At 46.5% G+C, this 17,959-nt stretch carries 19 protein-coding genes; all 19 read left to right on the top strand.

From position 1 onward, the window contains the following. The 19 genes from rnpA to glmU all read left to right on the top strand — a co-directional run bounded on the left by rnpA (position 1) and on the right by glmU (position 17,880). The gene (gene rnpA, locus LZP69_RS10840; RefSeq protein WP_234200591.1) at positions 1-357 is read left to right on the top strand and encodes a ribonuclease P protein component; all 357 of its coding nucleotides are present in this window, start codon (positions 1-3) and stop codon (positions 355-357) included. Beyond that, the gene (gene yidD, locus LZP69_RS10835) at positions 324-578 is read left to right on the top strand and encodes a membrane protein insertion efficiency factor YidD (protein ID WP_234200590.1); all 255 of its coding nucleotides are present in this window, start codon (positions 324-326) and stop codon (positions 576-578) included. The genes rnpA and yidD overlap by 34 nt, the downstream gene beginning before the upstream one ends. Positions 579-581: 3 nt before the next feature. Continuing rightward, entirely contained in the window at positions 582-2,216 is a 1,635-nt protein-coding gene (gene yidC, locus LZP69_RS10830) for a membrane protein insertase YidC (RefSeq protein ID WP_234200589.1), read from the top strand. Between the two features lie 95 nt (positions 2,217-2,311). Next, positions 2,312-3,673, top strand: coding sequence for a tRNA uridine-5-carboxymethylaminomethyl(34) synthesis GTPase MnmE (mnmE, locus tag LZP69_RS10825; protein ID WP_234200588.1), 1,362 nt, complete (start codon positions 2,312-2,314; stop codon positions 3,671-3,673). 226 nt (positions 3,674-3,899) lie between these two features. Then, positions 3,900-4,343 carry an FMN-binding protein MioC gene (gene mioC / locus LZP69_RS10820; protein WP_234200587.1) on the top strand — a complete coding sequence of 148 codons (444 nt, stop codon included), beginning with the start codon at positions 3,900-3,902 and terminating at the stop codon, positions 4,341-4,343. 475 nt (positions 4,344-4,818) lie between these two features. Continuing rightward, positions 4,819-6,708: a tRNA uridine-5-carboxymethylaminomethyl(34) synthesis enzyme MnmG gene (gene mnmG / locus LZP69_RS10815; RefSeq protein ID WP_234200586.1), complete on the top strand. Its 1,890-nt coding sequence runs from the start codon at positions 4,819-4,821 to the stop codon at positions 6,706-6,708. A gap of 101 nt (positions 6,709-6,809) precedes the next feature. Then, positions 6,810-7,433, top strand: a complete 624-nt coding sequence (rsmG, locus tag LZP69_RS10810; protein ID WP_234200584.1) for a 16S rRNA (guanine(527)-N(7))-methyltransferase RsmG — start codon at positions 6,810-6,812, stop codon at positions 7,431-7,433. Between the two features lie 97 nt (positions 7,434-7,530). Beyond that, entirely contained in the window at positions 7,531-8,319 is a 789-nt protein-coding gene (locus LZP69_RS10805; protein ID WP_234200583.1) for a ParA family protein, read from the top strand. A gap of 11 nt (positions 8,320-8,330) precedes the next feature. Beyond that, positions 8,331-9,209, top strand: a complete 879-nt coding sequence (locus LZP69_RS10800) for a ParB/RepB/Spo0J family partition protein (protein ID WP_234200582.1) — start codon at positions 8,331-8,333, stop codon at positions 9,207-9,209. A 224-nt stretch (positions 9,210-9,433) separates the two neighbouring features. Beyond that, the gene (locus LZP69_RS10795; RefSeq protein WP_234200581.1) at positions 9,434-9,817 is read left to right on the top strand and encodes an ATP synthase subunit I; all 384 of its coding nucleotides are present in this window, start codon (positions 9,434-9,436) and stop codon (positions 9,815-9,817) included. A gap of 12 nt (positions 9,818-9,829) precedes the next feature. Beyond that, the gene (atpB, locus tag LZP69_RS10790; protein WP_234200580.1) at positions 9,830-10,624 is read left to right on the top strand and encodes a F0F1 ATP synthase subunit A; all 795 of its coding nucleotides are present in this window, start codon (positions 9,830-9,832) and stop codon (positions 10,622-10,624) included. A 70-nt stretch (positions 10,625-10,694) separates the two neighbouring features. Then, complete coding sequence (gene atpE / locus LZP69_RS10785; protein ID WP_011639455.1) at positions 10,695-10,946, top strand: F0F1 ATP synthase subunit C; 252 nt, start codon at positions 10,695-10,697, stop codon at positions 10,944-10,946. 37 nt (positions 10,947-10,983) lie between these two features. Continuing rightward, positions 10,984-11,454, top strand: a complete 471-nt coding sequence (gene atpF, locus LZP69_RS10780; protein WP_234200579.1) for a F0F1 ATP synthase subunit B — start codon at positions 10,984-10,986, stop codon at positions 11,452-11,454. Positions 11,455-11,469: 15 nt separating this feature from the next. Next, the gene (gene atpH / locus LZP69_RS10775) at positions 11,470-12,003 is read left to right on the top strand and encodes a F0F1 ATP synthase subunit delta (protein WP_234200578.1); all 534 of its coding nucleotides are present in this window, start codon (positions 11,470-11,472) and stop codon (positions 12,001-12,003) included. A gap of 14 nt (positions 12,004-12,017) precedes the next feature. Further along, positions 12,018-13,559: a F0F1 ATP synthase subunit alpha gene (gene atpA / locus LZP69_RS10770; protein ID WP_234200577.1), complete on the top strand. Its 1,542-nt coding sequence runs from the start codon at positions 12,018-12,020 to the stop codon at positions 13,557-13,559. A gap of 48 nt (positions 13,560-13,607) precedes the next feature. Beyond that, positions 13,608-14,468 (top strand): F0F1 ATP synthase subunit gamma, encoded by an 861-nt coding sequence (gene atpG / locus LZP69_RS10765; protein WP_234200575.1) that lies wholly within the window; start codon positions 13,608-13,610, stop codon positions 14,466-14,468. A 35-nt stretch (positions 14,469-14,503) separates the two neighbouring features. Next, positions 14,504-15,880, top strand: a complete 1,377-nt coding sequence (atpD, locus tag LZP69_RS10760) for a F0F1 ATP synthase subunit beta (protein ID WP_234200574.1) — start codon at positions 14,504-14,506, stop codon at positions 15,878-15,880. A 33-nt stretch (positions 15,881-15,913) separates the two neighbouring features. Further along, a complete protein-coding gene (locus tag LZP69_RS10755) occupies positions 15,914-16,342 on the top strand; it encodes a F0F1 ATP synthase subunit epsilon (protein ID WP_234200573.1) in 429 nt (142 codons plus the stop codon). A gap of 173 nt (positions 16,343-16,515) precedes the next feature. After that, the gene (gene glmU, locus LZP69_RS10750; RefSeq protein WP_234200572.1) at positions 16,516-17,880 is read left to right on the top strand and encodes a bifunctional UDP-N-acetylglucosamine diphosphorylase/glucosamine-1-phosphate N-acetyltransferase GlmU; all 1,365 of its coding nucleotides are present in this window, start codon (positions 16,516-16,518) and stop codon (positions 17,878-17,880) included. Positions 17,881-17,959 lie beyond the last annotated feature (79 nt).

The raw sequence follows: 17,959 nt of genomic DNA, 5'->3' as shown, positions 1-17,959 counted from the left end.
GTGACTAGCTATACCTTTACGCGGGAGTTACGTTTGTTAACTCCCGCGCAATTCAAATCTGTATTCACCAATCCCATCAAAGCCTCTTCGGCTGATATCACTTTACTTGCAATACCTAATACTGAACAACATCCTCGTATTGGACTCACTGTTGCCAAACGTTATGTAAAGCGAGCAAATCAACGCAACCGGGTAAAACGCATCATTCGCGATAATTTTCGGTTACATCAACATGAATTACCGCCGCTCGATATTGTTGTTCTGGTGAGAAATGGTGTATTGAATATGGATAATGCTACCCTGCATAAACAGGTAGAGAAGTTATGGCGCAAACTCTGTCGCCGTTACAATGGCTAGCCACCAAGCTGATCCGTGGCTATCAACTCTTTATCAGCCCACTGATTGGGCCTAAGTGTCGCTTTCACCCCACCTGCTCCAACTACGCAATTGAAGCAATTAGTTTGCATGGATTTATCAAAGGGAGTTGGTTTGCGGGTAAACGCGTATTAAAATGTCACCCTTTACATCCGGGCGGTGAAGACCCCGTCCCCCCAAAAAAGAATAGGTGTAATAAATAGACTATGGAATCTCAACGCAATATATTGCTTATCGGTCTGCTTTTTGTCAGCTTTTTGCTGTGGCAGCAATGGCAAACTGACAAAAATCCGCCGCAACAAGCAGCGACAAATACTTCTGTTGCAGCATCTTCGAGCGTCGCAGATTCTCACAGTACAGATGTTCCTGATGCCGATGCTTCTCTTCCTGAAGCTGTTACGCCATCAAAAGAACTCATTACGGTGACGACAGATCAACTGGTTCTAAAAATCGATCCTGTTGGCGGCGATATCGTTTACTCAGCATTGGTCGATCACAAACTCGAACAGGGTAAAGATGACTCTTTCGTGCTGCTACAGCAAAGCACTGATATTTTCTATATCGCCCAGAGTGGTTTGATCGGCCGTAACGGTATCGACAGCAGCGTTAAGGGCCGCGCCCATTATACGGCTCAGTCACAGCAATACAGCCTGGCACAAGGTCAAGATACCCTGGAAATTCCATTGACTTATGTAGCCGATAACGGCGTGACTTTCACTAAGGTGTTCACCCTACACCGGGACCAGTTCGATATAAACGTCGACTACCGCATCAACAACAGCTCATCTGAACAGCTTCAGGTGCAGATGTATGGTCAGATCAAGCACAGCATCAAGAAGAGCGAAAGCAGCATGATGATGCCAACTTATCGTGGCGCGGCCTTCTCTACCCAGGATACCCGTTACGAGAAGTACAGCTTCGAAGATATGGCGGATAAAAACCTCAATAAGCAGACCTTAGGTGGTTGGACAGCCATGCTGCAACACTACTTTGTCTCTGCTTGGGTGCCACCCGCCAATGACCAGAATACCATCTTCTCCAGCATCAGCGCCGGCGGCCTGGCCAATATCGGTTTCCGCGGCGCGGTTTATGACATTGCGCCTGGCAGTGAAAAAACGATTGGCGCCCAGTTCTATGTGGGTCCAAAAGATCAGAAAGCCCTGTCGGCCATCTCTGAAACACTTAACTTAGTGGTGGATTATGGTTTCCTTTGGTGGCTGGCTATCCCTATCCACTGGCTGTTGATGTTCTATCAATCCTTCGTGGGTAACTGGGGGGTGGCGATTATTCTGATCACACTAACCGTTCGTGGTCTGTTATATCCGCTCACTAAAGCGCAATACACTTCTATGGCGAAGATGCGTAACCTGCAGCCTAAATTACAGGAGATGAAAGAACGCTTTGGCGATGATCGTCAGAAGATGGGTCAGGCCATGATGGAGCTGTATAAGAAAGAGAAAGTAAACCCTATGGGTGGCTGCCTGCCGATTCTGTTACAGATGCCTATCTTCATCGCACTCTACTGGGTATTGCTGGAAAGCTACGAGCTACGTCATGCGCCATTCATGCTGTGGATCACCGACCTGTCGGTGCAGGATCCTTACTATGTGCTACCGCTGCTGATGGGTGTTTCTATGTTCCTGATGCAGAAGATGCAACCTATGGCTCCAACTATGGATCCTATGCAGCAGAAGATGATGCAGTGGATGCCTGTGGTGTTTACCGTATTCTTCCTCTGGTTCCCAGCGGGTCTGGTACTCTACTGGTTGGTAGGTAACTTAGTGGCCATCACCCAGCAGAAGATCATCTATGCAGGTTTGGAGAAAAAAGGGTTAAAATAATCCTTAACTCCAACTAACAAAAGCGGTCGGATACTGAGTCTTGACCGCTTTTTGTTTTTTAATGAATCCCTTTTGAGTATTTAGGAAACACAGGAATGACAACAGATACTATCGTGGCTCAGGCAACTGCACCCGGACGCGGCGGCGTCGGTATCATACGTATCTCGGGTGACAAAGCCAGCGAGGTAGCACACTCAGTCTTAGGCCACCTTCCCAAGACACGTTACGCCGATTACTGTGATTTCAAAGATGCCCAGGGTCAGGTTATCGATCAGGGGATCGCCCTCTTCTTCAAAGCGCCTAACTCTTTTACCGGCGAGGATGTCCTCGAGCTACAGGGTCATGGTGGTCAGATTGTGCTGGATATGTTGATCAAGCGGGTGATGGAAACCAAAGGGGTACGCATAGCCAAACCTGGCGAGTTCAGTGAACAGGCCTTTATGAATGATAAGCTGGATCTCACCCAGGCCGAAGCCATTGCCGATCTCATCGATGCCACCAGCGAACAGGCCGCCAAGAGCGCGGTAAACTCACTGCAGGGGGAGTTTTCAACCCAGGTGCATGAACTGGTCGAACAGGTCACCAATCTACGTCTGTATGTTGAAGCCGCCATCGACTTTCCCGACGAAGAGGTGGATTTTCTCTCCGATGGCAAGATAGCCGGCTCTCTGAATCGCATCATAGACAAGCTGACCCTAGTGCAATCCAGCGCCAAACAGGGCGCCATTATCCGCGAAGGGATGAAGGTGGTGATTGCCGGTCGTCCCAATGCAGGAAAATCAAGTCTCCTCAATGCCTTAGCAGGTAAAGAATCGGCAATTGTGACCGAAATTGCCGGCACCACACGTGATGTATTGCGTGAACATATTCACCTCGATGGCATGCCGCTGCATATTATCGACACCGCAGGGCTGCGCGACACCACAGACACAGTGGAACAGATAGGGATTGAGCGCGCCTGGGCCGAGATCAACAGCGCCGATCAAGTATTGTTTATGGTGGACGGCACTACCACAGATGCGGTCGACCCCCATGATATCTGGCCCGATTTTATCGATCGCCTACCTAAAAACCTCGGCGTCACAGTTATACGCAACAAAGCCGATCTCACCGGTGAGGCATTAACGACCACAGAAGATCATGGACACAAAGTATTTCGGCTATCGGCTAAAACCGGCCTCGGCGTCGAGGAACTCAAAATCCACCTTAAAACCCTGATGGGCTACCAAAGTAACCTCGAAGGCGGCTTTATCGCCCGCAGGCGCCATTTAGAGGCGTTAGAACTGGCAAGCAGCCACCTGTTACTAGGTAAAGAGCAGCTGGAAGTGTACCAGGCCGGAGAACTGCTGGCAGAAGAGCTGCGTATGTGTCAGCTGGCGCTGTCGGAGATCACCGGCCAGTTCACCTCAGACGATCTGTTGGGCAAAATATTCAGCTCCTTCTGTATCGGTAAATAAACGTTATAGTGAAAAAAAAGATGAGCATTGCTCATCTTTTTTTTCACTATAACGGCATGATTTAATTGCTGCAAAACCTAAAATAGACACTAATAACTCTCATATTTATTTCAGTGCGTTATGCTCATTATCACAGCCATTGTGCTTGTATAATTAAAAGATAGCAGACAAACTCACCACTATTTCAATCTAATAACTCAATTAAATTAATAACAGAGGTAAACCCATGGCAACAATCGAGCTTATTATCGGCACTACCTTAGGGGGTGCTGAGTACGTCGCCGATGAATTAGCAGCCCAATTAGAAGCCCATGGCCACGAGACACAAACCCATTTAACACCCGAACTAAGTGAGATCGCTCCTCACCACTTCTGGTTAATTGTTTCATCGACCCATGGTGCAGGCGATCTACCAGATAATATCCAGCCCTTTTTGGATGAGATCCAAGCAAAAAATCCAAATCTCAATGCCACCCGATATGCACTTTGCGCCATAGGTGATTCAAGTTATGACACCTTTTGCCAAGGACCTGAAAAATTAGTGGAAGCCTTAGAAAATTGCGGTGCAAAAGCCTATGTGGATAAGATCCAGATAGATGTACAATACGATCCAGTACCTGAAGATCCCGCCCTGGCTTGGCTAACAAGCTGGCAAGAACAGCTAGCATGATCCCATCATTAGAATAAAAAACAAAGAACTCACAGATTAGATCTACCTTATCCACATATCAACCTTACAAAAATAAAATATGTGGATAAGCGGTTATTTTTCGTTGATCAAACTCTGCATGATTTAAGATCAGATCATCACTTAGATCGCCTATGTGGATAAGTAATGGATCTATCCCCAAGTTTAAGCCAATTAGATCGCTATCAGATCACAGTTTAGATCTTCTGTTATCTGTTGATTTTATTTACTTATTTGAATTACCCACAGAAAAGAGCGATCCTAATAGTAAACATAATAAAAAGATCTCTATAAAGATCTTAAGATCTATTAGTGCGATCCTTTAGCGATCTTAAGACTGAAAATGATCTTTCATCGAAAGCTTTCGGGATGCTAAAATACTCAGCTATTCGCTTGGTAATTGATCTTTCAAATCCATTACTGATTTTTATTTAGATCCAGTTTTTAAGGTATTGTGATGCATTTTCATGAACGGTTTGATGTAATTGTTGTAGGTGGCGGCCATGCCGGAACCGAAGCGGCATTAGCATCTGCTAGGATGGGATCGAAAACCTTATTATTGACCCATAATATCGATACCTTAGGACAGATGTCTTGTAACCCAGCGATCGGTGGTATAGGAAAAGGGCATCTTGTTAAAGAGATAGATGCACTTGGCGGTGCTATGGCAATCGCGACCGATCACGCAGGGATCCAGTTTAGAACTTTAAATTCGAGTAAAGGTCCAGCGGTTCGAGCCACACGTGCTCAAGCCGACAGAGCTTTATATCGCGCTAAAATCCAACAAATTTTGCAAAACCAACCTAATTTACGCCTATTCCAACAAGCTGTAGATGATCTTGTTGTTGAAAACGATCGCGTTATTGGTGTGATCACACAAATGGGGTTGGCATTTGAAGCGCCTGCTGTGGTGTTAACTGCCGGTACTTTCCTCAGCGGTAAGATCCATATTGGACTGGAAAATTACAGTGGTGGCCGTGCTGGCGATCCGCCATCAATTGCATTAGCAGACCGTTTACGTGAGTTGCCTATTCGTGTTGGCCGTCTTAAAACCGGCACGCCACCTCGAATTGATGCCAATACAATCAACTTCGAGTTAATGACAGAACAAAAAGGCGATGATCCATTGCCAGTAATGTCATTTATTGGAGATGTAAATGATCATCCTCGCCAGGTTTCCTGTTTCGTTACTCATACCAATGAACGTACTCACGATATTATTCGTGGCGGACTCGATCGTAGCCCTATGTATTCTGGAGTCATTGAAGGTATTGGTCCAAGATATTGCCCATCGATTGAAGATAAGATCAATCGTTTTGCCGATAAGACCTCACACCAGATCTTTATTGAACCCGAAGGGTTAAATACCACAGAAATTTATCCAAATGGCATATCGACCAGTCTGCCATTTGACGTGCAACTCAATCTGGTTCGCTCAATTCAAGGGATGGAAAATGCACAGATCATTCGTCCCGGTTATGCGATTGAATATGACTATTTCGATCCTCGTGATCTTAAAAACTCATTAGAAACCAAATCGATAAATGGCCTGTTTTTCGCTGGTCAGATTAACGGTACCACAGGCTATGAAGAAGCTGGCGCTCAAGGCCTACTTGCCGGGATGAATGCTTCACTTCAAGTTCAAGGTAAAGATGCTTGGAGCCCTCGTCGCGATCAGGCTTATCTTGGAGTGTTGGTGGACGATCTTTCCACTTTAGGCACCAAAGAACCTTACCGTATGTTTACCAGCCGGGCGGAATACCGTTTGCTGCTAAGGGAAGATAATGCCGATCTACGCCTGACAGAAAAAGGCCGCGAATTAGGTTTAGTCGATAATGAGCGTTGGGCAAAGTTTAATGCCAAACGCGAAGCTATTGAACTCGAACTACAGCGTCTTCGCAGTCAGTGGATCCATCCTAATTCCCCTCTAGTGGATGCACTCAATCCGCACCTTAAGACGCCTATTACCCGTGAGGCGACCTTTGAGGATCTGCTGCGTCGTCCAGAACTTGATTACCCTAAGTTGATGGATATTGACGGTTTTGGTCCTGCAATTGAAGATCAGCGCGCCGCTGAGCAAGTGCAGATCCAGGTGAAATACTCAGGTTATATTCAGCGTCAGCAGGATGAGATAGATAAGGCGATTCGCCATGAGAAAACCATGATGCCGCAAGATCTGGATTACCAAGAAGTGCCAGGTTTATCCAACGAAGTGATCGCTAAATTAAATGATCACAAGCCGGAAACCATAGGTCAGGCATCGCGGATCTCAGGGATCACCCCAGCCGCTATCTCCATTTTGTTGGTTCATCTGAAAAAACGCGGTTTACTCAGAAAAAGCGCGTAATCCCACACTTTATTCTTTGTCCGCCGAGATGTGAGGTTTAGGTGCTTCACATCTCGCGCTGCGCACTTCATAATATCCCATTGTTTATCGAGGATACGCCCGTGTTATTAACCCAATTAGAGAGTTATCTTAGCCAAATAAACATGGCCGCAACGCCGAAGCAAAAACAACAATTAGTTGATTTTGTGGGTATGTTGGCCAAGTGGAATAAGGCGTATAACCTGACATCGGTACGGGATCCTAAGCAGATGTTAATCCGTCATATCATGGACAGTCTGGTTGCTAGCCCTCATTTGAAGGGAGAGCGTTTTATCGACGTGGGAACTGGTCCAGGATTACCTGGGATCCCGTTGGCTATCATGAACCCAGATAAAACCTTTGTTTTACTCGACAGTTTAGGTAAACGGATCCGTTTTCAAAAACAGGTCCAATTCGAATTGGGAATAAACAACATCAGTTCGGTAGAGAGCCGGGTTGAAGCCTATCAGCCTGAGGATAAATTTGATGGCGTGTTGAGCCGGGCGTTTGCCTCTATTGCCGATATGCTTCATTGGTGTGCACATCTGCCTAAAGAGACTGGATGTTTCTATGCGTTAAAAGGTCAGTTGGCGGACGATGAAATGGCACAACTACCTGATAATTTTACGATAACCGATATAATTGAACTTAGCGTCCCCCATCTTGATGAACAGCGTCATCTACTCAGGGTGATAAAAAACACCTGAGTGCAAACGCAAAAGTTGCATTATTTAGCCAGTTCAAGCAATTTTATAAGAATTATGCGGGTATCGAATCTGCAAACCTAATAAACAGGATGATATTGTGGGTAAAGTGATCGCCGTAGCCAACCAGAAAGGTGGTGTAGGGAAAACAACAACTTGTGTTAATTTAGCTGCATCTTTGGCCGCCACTAAGCGTAAAGTGTTGCTGATTGATCTCGATCCCCAGGGCAATGCCACCATGGGTAGCGGTGTTGATAAATACAGTGTTGAAAATACCGCCTATGAACTCTTGGTCGAAGAGAAAAGTATCGATGAGATTGTTTGTCGCAATACTGCGGGGAAATACGATCTTATCGCGGCAAATGGTGATGTTACCGCTGCTGAAATTAAGTTGATGGAATTCTTTGCCAGGGAGATCCGCCTGCGCAATGCTTTGGCGCCGGTAAAAGATCATTATGATTTTATTTTTATCGACTGCCCGCCTTCACTCAACATGCTCACTGTTAATGCCATGTCTGCTGCCGACTCTGTTATTGTACCCATGCAGTGCGAATATTACGCCCTAGAAGGTTTAACCGCCTTAGTGGATACCATAAGTAAGTTAGCTGCCATGGTAAATCCGGGACTTACCATCGAAGGGATCTTGCGTACCATGTATGATCCGCGTAATCGTCTGGCTAATGATGTGTCCGATCAGCTAAAACAACACTTTGGCGATAAAGTGTATCGCACTGTGATCCCCCGTAACGTCAGGCTTGCCGAGGCGCCAAGCTTTGGTGCCCCGGCCATGTATTATGATAAGTCCAGTGCTGGGGCTAAAGCCTATTTATCCCTGGCCGGTGAAATTATCAGGCGCGCAGAACAACATTCTAAGTTAGAGCAAGTTTAAGGAATTATTGAATGACAGCGAAGAAACGTGGCTTAGGCAAAGGATTAGACGCGTTATTAAGCACGAGCCATGCGGCTGCTAAGCAGGTTTCACTTAATGAGTCGGCAGCCGAAACCGGTGAAAATTTAAAAATGATCGCTATCGATCTGCTTAAACCTGGTAAATATCAGCCTCGTAAGGATATGTCACCAGAGGCACTGGAAGAGCTTGCCGAATCTATCCGAACCCAAGGAATTATTCAGCCTATTGTGGTGCGCCAGGTGTCGAATAAAGGCTATGAGATTATTGCCGGTGAGCGCCGCTGGCGTGCATCGCAGATAGCACAGTTAGATAAGGTTCCCTGTATTATTAAACAGGTTGCCGATGAAGCGGCTGGTGTTATCGCCTTAATCGAAAATATTCAGCGTGAAGATCTTAATGCCATGGAGGAAGCCATCGCATTAAATCGTCTTATCGAAGAATTTAATCTGACCCATCAACAAACCGCCGATGCGGTCGGGAAATCCCGAGCAACGGTATCAAACCTTCTGCGCCTAAATGGCTTAAATGAGCCTGTCAAGCGCATGCTTGAGCATGGTGATATAGACATGGGCCACGCCAGAGCCCTGTTAGCCATCACGGGAGATCAGCAAACGACTCTGGCTAGATTAGTAAGTGCTAAAGAACTCTCTGTTCGAGAAACTGAACGATTAGTGCATAAAGCCTTAAACCAATCTGAAATCGTCGAAAAGCCGACAAAAGATCAGGATGTTGTTCGTCTTGAGAGTCAGTTAATTGAAAAGTTAGGTGCCAAAGTGACCATTACCCATAATAAAAAGGGAAAGGGTAAAATGGTAATAAACTACCAAAATTTAGCTGAATTAGATGGAATAATTGCCAAAATAGGATAAAAATTTCAGGTTAATTTAATATTATGTAAATTTGCGACACCTGTTAATTTACCTCTTTTAGACTTTTGGCCAAGATCACGCTAAAAGTCCCCTTTTTTATCACCTTAAACTTGCTTTGAATGCGCGAAACGGTATACTTTCGCAAGCTTTTTGTACCTGGTTATTGTTCGGTTAAAGAGTTAACTGAGTAAAGAAACAAAAAGTATGAATGCGGAGATGATTAATTGAGCAAAGTTTTAGCACGTCGTGGTCGTTGGTCAGCCTATAAATTGGTGATGATGCAGGCGGCGATGGCTGGGCTTGTTTCGATAATCTTTTTCGCCGTGTGGGGAGAACAGTATGGACTGTCCGCTATCGCGGGTGGTGCTATCGCTGTCCTCCCTAATTTTGTATTCGCGACCCTCGCTTTTTCCCATACGGGAGCAAGCTCAGCAGGAAAAGTAATGAAAACTTTTTACTGGGGGGAAGCGGTAAAGTTGCTGTTAACCATAGCAATGTTTTCGTTAGTGTTTATCAATCTTAAGGTCGTATTTATGCCGCTTTTTGTTTGTTATATCTCTGCGTTAATAGTGCACTGGACAGCTCCTTTATACTTCAAGCAAAGTTAAGTGGGATGAATCATGGCTGCAACTGGTGAAGCGTTAACACCGCAGGGCTATATCCAGCACCACCTTACCAACTTACAGGTTGGCGAAGGCTTCTGGACATGGCACATTGATTCGTTGTTCTTTTCGGTTGGGCTTGGTGTTCTATTCTTGTGGCTATTCCGCAGTGTCGGCAAAAAAGCGACAACAGGCGTCCCTGGTAAACTGCAATGTTTTATCGAGATGATTGTTGAATTTGTCGATGGCAGCGTGAAGGAAACCTTCCATGGCCGCAATCCTGTAATTGCTCCGTTGGCTCTCACTATTTTCGTATGGGTATTCATGATGAACTTCATGGATATGGTTCCGGTTGACTGGATCCCTGAACTGGCAGCTGCTGCCGGTATCCCTTATATGAAAGTGGTTCCAACGACTGACCTTAACATCACCTTCAGCTTAGCTATTGGTGTGTTCTTGCTGATTATTTATTACAGCATCAAGGTCAAGGGCGTTTCAGGTTTTGTTAAAGAACTGACATTACAGCCTTTTAACCATAAGGCAATGATACCCGTCAACCTCCTATTAGAGTCAGTTACCCTTATCGCTAAGCCTATTTCATTGGCGCTGCGTCTGTTTGGTAACTTGTACGCAGGTGAGTTGATCTTCATCCTTATTGCGCTGATGTATGGTGCTAACATGGCGTTATCTGCCCTAGGTGTAGGTTTACAACTAGGTTGGTTAATCTTCCATATTTTGGTTATCACTCTACAAGCGTTTATTTTCATGATGCTGACAATTGTTTATCTAAGCATGGCGCATGAAGATCATTAAGGGTTGCTGAAGAAATTTTTTTTAAGCTAAATCACTAACTAACTAAAGATTTAGAATACTGGAGATAGAGATGGAAACTGTATTAGGCATGACAGCTATCGCTGTTGCTCTACTGATTGGTATGGGTGCTCTAGGTACCGCTATCGGTTTCGGCCTACTAGGTGGCAAGTTCTTGGAAGGCGCTGCGCGTCAACCAGAAATGGCGCCTATGCTACAAGTTAAAATGTTCATTGTTGCGGGTCTATTGGATGCGGTAACCATGATCGGTGTAGGTATTGCACTATTTATGCTGTTTACTAACCCACTGGGTGCAATGCTGTAATCAACGCTTCTGTCTTTAATCTAAATAGGAGGCTGTTGTGAATATCAACGCTACCCTAATCGGTCAGACGGTTGCCTTTATTATCTTCGTGTGGTTCTGCATGAAGTTTGTTTGGCCTCCTTTGATGAATGCCATCGAAGAGCGCCAAAAAAGGATCGCCGACGGTCTAGCTGATGCAGATCGTGCTGTAAAAGACCTAGAGTTGGCACAGGCGAAAGCCACCGACCAACTAAAAGAAGCTAAGGCAACTGCTAACGAAATTATTGAGCAAGCTAATAAGCGTAAAGCTCAGATTGTTGAAGAAGCCAAAGCCGAAGCAGACGCTGAGCGTGCAAAAATCATCGCTCAGGGTAAAGCAGAAATTGAAGCTGAACGTAATCGCGTGAAAGAAGACTTGCGTAAGCAAGTTGCTGCTCTGGCCATCGCTGGTGCAGAGAAGATCCTTGAGCGTTCGATTGATGAAGCCGCCCACAGTGACATAGTTAATAAACTAGTTGCTGAAATTTGATAAGGGAGTTGAGTTATGGCTGAAATAACCACCATCGCTCGTCCTTACGCAAAGGCAGCATTTGATTTTGCTATTGAAAACCAAGCAGTTGAAAGCTGGGCAGAGATGCTAAGCTTTGCCGCTCAAGTCAGTGAAAACGAGACGATGAAGCCACTGCTATCTGGCGCGCTAGCCAGTAACCAGCTTGCCGATCTTTTTATTAAGGTGTGTGGTGAGCAGGTCAATGAGCAAGGTCAAAATCTGTTAAAGGTAATGGCTGAAAACGGTCGTTTAGAAGTACTACCTGCTGTGTATGAACTGTTTCACCAGTTCAAGAATGACTGGGCTAAAGAGGTTGAAGCAACTGTTGTTTCTGCCGTTGAACTTAGCGCAGAACAACAACAGCAAATTGGTGCTTCTCTAGAGAAACGTCTCACACGCAAAGTTAAGCTGAATTGCAGCGTAGATGCCAGCCTAGTCGCTGGTGTAATTATCACGGCAGGCGACCTGGTCATCGATGGCTCGGTCAGCGGTAAATTAAACCGTCTGTCTGATACGCTGCAGTCGTAATTGGGAGTTTGAGCATGCAACTGAATTCCACTGAAATCAGCGATCTGATTAAACAGCGGATCGAGCAGTTCGAAGTCGTTAGTGAAGCTCGCAACGAAGGTACTATCGTTGCAGTTAGTGACGGCATCATTCGCGTTCACGGCCTTGCCGATGTAATGCAAGGTGAGATGATCGAACTGCCTGGTAACCGTTATGCAATCGCGTTGAACTTAGAACGTGATTCTGTAGGTGCCGTAGTTATGGGTCCTTATGCTGATTTAGCAGAAGGCCAAAAAGTTAAGACAACTGGTCGTATCTTGGAAGTCCCTGTTGGCCGTGGTCTATTAGGCCGTGTAGTCAACACTCTGGGTCAACCCATCGACGGTAAAGGACCTATCGATAACGATGGTTTCTCTCCTGTTGAAGTGATCGCACCAGGCGTTATTGAACGTAAGTCAGTAGATCAACCAGTGCAAACTGGTTATAAAGCCGTTGACTCTATGATCCCAATCGGTCGTGGACAACGTGAGTTGGTGATTGGTGACCGTCAGACTGGTAAAACAGCCTTGGCGATCGATGCCATCATCAACCAAAAAGACTCTGGCATTAAGTGTGTGTACGTAGCGGTTGGCCAAAAGGCTTCTACTATCGCTAACGTAGTACGCAAACTCGAAGAACACGGTGCTCTGGCGAACACAATCGTTGTTGTGGCAACAGCTTCTGAAGCTGCGGCTCTGCAATACCTGGCGCCATACTCTGGTTGTTCTATGGGTGAATACTTCCGCGACCGCGGTGAAGATGCATTGATCGTCTATGATGATCTGTCTAAGCAAGCTGTTGCTTACCGTCAGATCTCATTGCTATTGAAGCGTCCACCAGGACGTGAAGCCTACCCAGGTGACGTTTTCTATCTTCACTCTCGTCTACTAGAACGTGCTTCACGTGTAAACGTTGAGTATGTTGAGAAGTTCACTAACGGCGAAGTTAAGGGCAAAACTGGCTCTTTGACTGCACTGCCTATTATTGAAACTCAAGCGGGTGACGTTTCTGCATTCGTACCGACCAACGTAATTTCGATTACCGATGGTCAGATCTTCCTAGAAACAGACCTATTTAACTCAGGCCTACGTCCTGCGGTTAACCCAGGTATTTCGGTTTCTCGTGTAGGTGGTGCGGCTCAGACTAAGATCATCAAGAAACTGTCTGGCGGTATCCGTACTGCACTTGCACAGTATCGAGAGCTTGCGGCGTTCTCTCAGTTTGCATCCGATCTTGACGATGCAACTCGTGCTCAGCTTGAGCATGGTGAGCGTGTTACCGAACTCATGAAGCAAAAGCAATATGCGCCAATGAGCGTAGCTGCTCAGTCTGTGTCTATTTTCGCAGCTGAAAAAGGTTACCTAAAAAGCGTTGAGCTGAACAAGATCGGTGATTTCGAAGCTTCTTTGCTCTCTTACATGAACAGCGAGCATGCTGACCTGATGAAGACCATTAACGATACTGGCGATTATAACGCTGATATCGAAGCTGGTTTGAAGGCTGGCCTCGACAAGTTCGTAGAAACCCAAACCTGGTAAAGACATTGAGGTGTCTATGACACCTCTGGTCCAGATTGGAGAGTAAAGATGGCCGGCGCTAAAGAGATTAAAACCAAGATCGCGAGTGTACAAAACACTCAGAAGATCACATCCGCAATGGAGATGGTTGCTGCCAGTAAGATGCGCAAAGCGCAGGATCGCATGGCAGCGAGCCGTCCTTATGCGGAAAATATGCGTAAGGTGATCGGTCACGTGGCGCAAGGTTCTCTCGAATATAAGCATCCATATTTGGAAGTGAGAGAAGCTAAACGAGTTGGTTACATTGTTGTGTCAACCGACCGTGGTCTTTGTGGTGGTCTGAACGTCAACCTGTTTAAGAAGGTTGTCGCAGACGTGAAGAACTGGCGTGAGCAAGGCGTAGAAGTTGAATTCTGCCCAATCGGCGCGCGCAGTGTGCAGTTCTTCAACAGCTTTGGTGGCAAAGTATCTGCTCACGCATCGGGCTTAGGTGACGCACCGTCGTTATCTGACTTGATCGGAACAGTACGTGTAATGCTCCAGGCATACAACAGGGGCGAGCTAGACCGTCTGTATGTGGTATTCAACAAGTTCGTTAATACCATGAGCCAGACGCCTGTGATCGAACAGCTGCTACCTTTGCCTAAGTCAGAAAATGATGATATCGCCCATCACTGGGACTACATCTACGAGCCAGATCCAAAAGAACTTTTGGATGTTTTACTGGTACGTTATGTGGAATCTCAAGTGTATCAAGGTGTTGTTGAAAACATCGCATCTGAGCAAGCAGCCCGTATGGTTGCGATGAAAGCTGCGACAGATAACGCTGGCGAACTTATCGATGGCTTGCAGTTGGTATACAACAAAGCCCGTCAGGCTGCGATTACGCAGGAACTGTCGGAAATTGTTTCCGGTGCCGCTGCGGTTTAGGCTAGGTAACGAATACAAGTTTTAGAGGATTAATCATGAGCACAGGTACTGTAGTCCAAGTAATTGGCGCGGTTGTGGACGTTGAGTTTCCACATGATGCCGTACCTCAGGTCTATGACGCTCTAGAGATCAAAAGTGAAGGCTTGGTGCTGGAAGTTCAGCAACAGCTTGGTGGTGGTGTAGTTCGTACCATCGCTATGGGTTCTTCAGATGGTCTGCGTCGTGGTCTAGAGGTAGTAAATACGGGTTCACCTATTACCGTTCCGGTTGGGGCAAAGACCCTTGGCCGTATCATGAACGTATTAGGTCAGCCTGTTGATGAAGCGGGTCCTATCGGTGAAGATGAGCGTTATGAAATTCACCGTGAAGCGCCTTCATATGAAGATCAATCAAACACCACTGAGCTTTTAGAGACTGGTATCAAGGTTATCGACCTTGTTTGTCCGTTCGCTAAGGGTGGTAAGGTCGGTCTGTTTGGTGGTGCGGGTGTTGGTAAGACAGTTAACATGATGGAACTGATCAACAACATCGCAAAAGCACACTCTGGTTTGTCAGTATTCGCCGGTGTAGGTGAGCGTACTCGTGAGGGTAACGACTTCTACTACGAGATGGAAGAATCTGGCGTACTCGACAAAGTGGCCATGGTTTATGGTCAGATGAACGAGCCTCCAGGAAACCGTCTTCGCGTAGCACTGACCGGTCTGACTATGGCCGAGAAGTTCCGTGATGAAGGTAAAGACGTACTATTGTTCGTTGATAACATCTATCGTTACACCTTGGCGGGTACCGAAGTATCTGCACTGCTGGGCCGTATGCCATCAGCAGTAGGTTACCAGCCAACACTGGCTGAAGAGATGGGGGTTCTTCAGGAGCGTATTACTTCGACTAAGACAGGGTCTATTACCTCTGTTCAAGCCGTATACGTACCTGCGGATGACTTAACGGATCCGTCACCAGCTACAACCTTCGCTCACTTAGATGCGACAGTTGTATTGTCACGTAACATTGCTTCTCTGGGTATTTACCCAGCGGTTGACCCACTGGATTCGACTTCACGTCAGCTGGATCCACAAGTGGTTGGTCAAGAGCACTATGACGTAGCAAGTGGTGTACAGACTGTACTACAGCGCTATAAAGAGCTGAAAGACATCATCGCGATTCTGGGTATGGACGAATTATCTGATGAGGATAAGACTACCGTTGCCCGTGCGCGTAAGATTGAAAAATATCTTTCTCAGCCATTCTTCGTAGCAGAAGTATTCACTGGTTCTCCAGGTAAGTACGTTGCCCTTAAAGACACTATCCGTGGCTTTAAAGGCCTATTGGAAGGTGAGTTCGACCACATTCCAGAGCAAGCGTTCTACATGGCAGGTTCAATCGACGAAGTTATCGAGCGAGCTAACAAAAAATAATCGAGCGCAAGCTTGATATTTTAAGGAGAACGGATGGCAGCCATGACAGTACATCTTGATATCGTAAGTGCAGAAAATAGCATCTATTCGGGTCTTGTAGCACACCTACAGGTCTCAGGTGCTGAAGGTGATCTCGGCATTATGCCAGGACACACACCTTTACTTACCCGTATCAAACCTGGCATGGCGCGCATCGTCAAACAAGATGGTAAAGAGGAAGTCTTCTATCTTTCGGGTGGTATCCTGGAAGTGCAACCTTTCTCAGTATCCGTATTGGCTGACGTAGTATTGCGTGCCGAAGAGATTGATGAGCAGGCAGCTGTAGAAGCCAAGCGTCGTGCAGAAGCCCATATGGCCGATGCCGGTGCAGACTTTAACTATGCCGCTGCAGCGATTGAATTAGCTCAGGCTATCGCTCAATTGCGCGTTGTAGAAACCATCAAGAAGAACATTGCCAGATAAGGTTATTGTTTGATAGCAAAAGGCGGACGTCGTAAGACGACCGCCTTTTTTGTATCTGCATTTCTGCCGGTAACCGACCAATCCACTTCGCTTTTATGGTGGTTTTACTTTAAAATCACTGCATAAAACTGACCTCAAATTTAATTTTACAGCATTCTTTCAAGGATCATTTCATGGCTCTTAATGTCGTCATTCTGGCCGCAGGCAAAGGAACTCGCATGCGCTCGGATCTTCCTAAAGTTCTTCATCCAATCGCCCATAAAAGCATGGTGCAACATGTTATCGATACCGCACATCAAGTGGGCAGTGATGCGATACAACTTGTCTATGGTTATGGCGCCGAACAACTAAAACAAAAATTGGGCGAACAACAACTTAACTGGGTACTGCAGGCAGAGCAGTTAGGTACTGGTCATGCCGTGGCTCAGGCGAACGACAATATTGGTGATGATGACACAGTATTGATCCTCTATGGCGATGTACCGCTTATCCAGGCATCGACTCTGCAGGCATTATTAGCCGCGCGACAAGAAAATGGTTTGGCTATTTTGACTGTCAATCTGCCCAACCCAACCGGCTACGGTCGTATCGTGCGTGAGGCCGGTAAGGTGGTCGGAATTGTCGAGCAAAAAGATGCCAATAGTGATCAGCTAAAAATCAATGAGATCAATACCGGTATCATGGCGGCACCGGGCAAGCAGCTTAAACACTGGCTGGGCCAGTTATCTTCAGATAATGCCCAAGGGGAATATTATCTGACAGATATAGTCGCCATGGCGCACAGGGATGGCGTAGCCATTACCACGGCGCAGCCAGAATCTGCCATCGAGGTGGAAGGGGCTAATAACCGCGTACAACTGGCGCAGCTGGAAAGGGCTTATCAGGCTCGTGCTGCCGAGCAGTTGATGCTGGCGGGCGCCAACTTACGGGATCCTGCCCGAATCGATATCCGCGGTGACGTTACTGTGGGTATGGATGTGATGGTGGATGTGAACGTAATTTTCCAAGGCAAAGTCACCATAGGTAACAATGTCACCATAGGCGCGGGCGCGATCCTGATCGATTGTGAGATCGGCGATAACGCCGAGGTTAAGCCTTATTCCATCATTGAAAATGCCATTGTAGGTGAAGCGGCCAGTGCCGGGCCTTTCGCCCGTTTGCGTCCCGGCGCCGAGCTAAAACGCGACGCCCATGTGGGCAATTTTGTCGAGATGAAAAAAGCGGTACTGGGTGAGGGTTCCAAGGCTGGGCATTTGACCTACATAGGCGATGCACAAATCGGTGCCGGGGTGAATATTGGCGCCGGTACTATCACCTGTAACTATGATGGTGCCAACAAGCATCTGACAGTCATAGAAGATAATGTGTTTGTCGGCAGTGACACTCAGCTGGTGGCGCCTGTGACTATAGGTAAAGGCGCCACCCTGGGCGCAGGCTCGACCATCACGCGCGATGTGGGCGCCGATGAACTGGTGATCACAAGGGTGAAACAGAAACATTTAACCGGCTGGGCAAGGCCAGTGAAAGTCAAAAAGTAGCTGAGCTATTCAGTAAAAAGCGACTCTAGGGTCGCGGTTTTTTTTTTTTTTTTTTTTTTTTTTTTTTGGGTTTTTTTTT

This window comes from Shewanella sp. AS1, assembly GCF_021412565.1.
Lineage (GTDB): Bacteria > Pseudomonadota > Gammaproteobacteria > Enterobacterales > Shewanellaceae > Shewanella.
The sequence above is the reverse complement of the archived record's forward strand: the minus strand, read 5'-3'. Positions and strand labels throughout refer to the sequence as shown.

Excerpts from the sequence above, each read along its gene's own strand:
- atpB (WP_234200580.1), top strand. The coding sequence starts at position 9,830 with ATGGCTGCAACTGGTGAAGCGTTAACACCGCAGGGCTATATCCAGCAC.
- yidC (WP_234200589.1), top strand. The coding sequence starts at position 582 with ATGGAATCTCAACGCAATATATTGCTTATCGGTCTGCTTTTTGTCAGC.
- atpG (WP_234200575.1), top strand. The coding sequence starts at position 13,608 with ATGGCCGGCGCTAAAGAGATTAAAACCAAGATCGCGAGTGTACAAAAC.
- yidD (WP_234200590.1), top strand. The coding sequence starts at position 324 with ATGGCGCAAACTCTGTCGCCGTTACAATGGCTAGCCACCAAGCTGATC.
- mnmE (WP_234200588.1), top strand. The coding sequence starts at position 2,312 with ATGACAACAGATACTATCGTGGCTCAGGCAACTGCACCCGGACGCGGC.
- atpA (WP_234200577.1), top strand. The coding sequence starts at position 12,018 with ATGCAACTGAATTCCACTGAAATCAGCGATCTGATTAAACAGCGGATC.
- glmU (WP_234200572.1), top strand. The coding sequence starts at position 16,516 with ATGGCTCTTAATGTCGTCATTCTGGCCGCAGGCAAAGGAACTCGCATG.
- atpE (WP_011639455.1), top strand. The coding sequence starts at position 10,695 with ATGGAAACTGTATTAGGCATGACAGCTATCGCTGTTGCTCTACTGATT.
- LZP69_RS10800 (WP_234200582.1), top strand. The coding sequence starts at position 8,331 with ATGACAGCGAAGAAACGTGGCTTAGGCAAAGGATTAGACGCGTTATTA.
- mnmG (WP_234200586.1), top strand. The coding sequence starts at position 4,819 with ATGCATTTTCATGAACGGTTTGATGTAATTGTTGTAGGTGGCGGCCAT.
- atpH (WP_234200578.1), top strand. The coding sequence starts at position 11,470 with ATGGCTGAAATAACCACCATCGCTCGTCCTTACGCAAAGGCAGCATTT.
- mioC (WP_234200587.1), top strand. The coding sequence starts at position 3,900 with ATGGCAACAATCGAGCTTATTATCGGCACTACCTTAGGGGGTGCTGAG.
- LZP69_RS10755 (WP_234200573.1), top strand. The coding sequence starts at position 15,914 with ATGGCAGCCATGACAGTACATCTTGATATCGTAAGTGCAGAAAATAGC.
- atpD (WP_234200574.1), top strand. The coding sequence starts at position 14,504 with ATGAGCACAGGTACTGTAGTCCAAGTAATTGGCGCGGTTGTGGACGTT.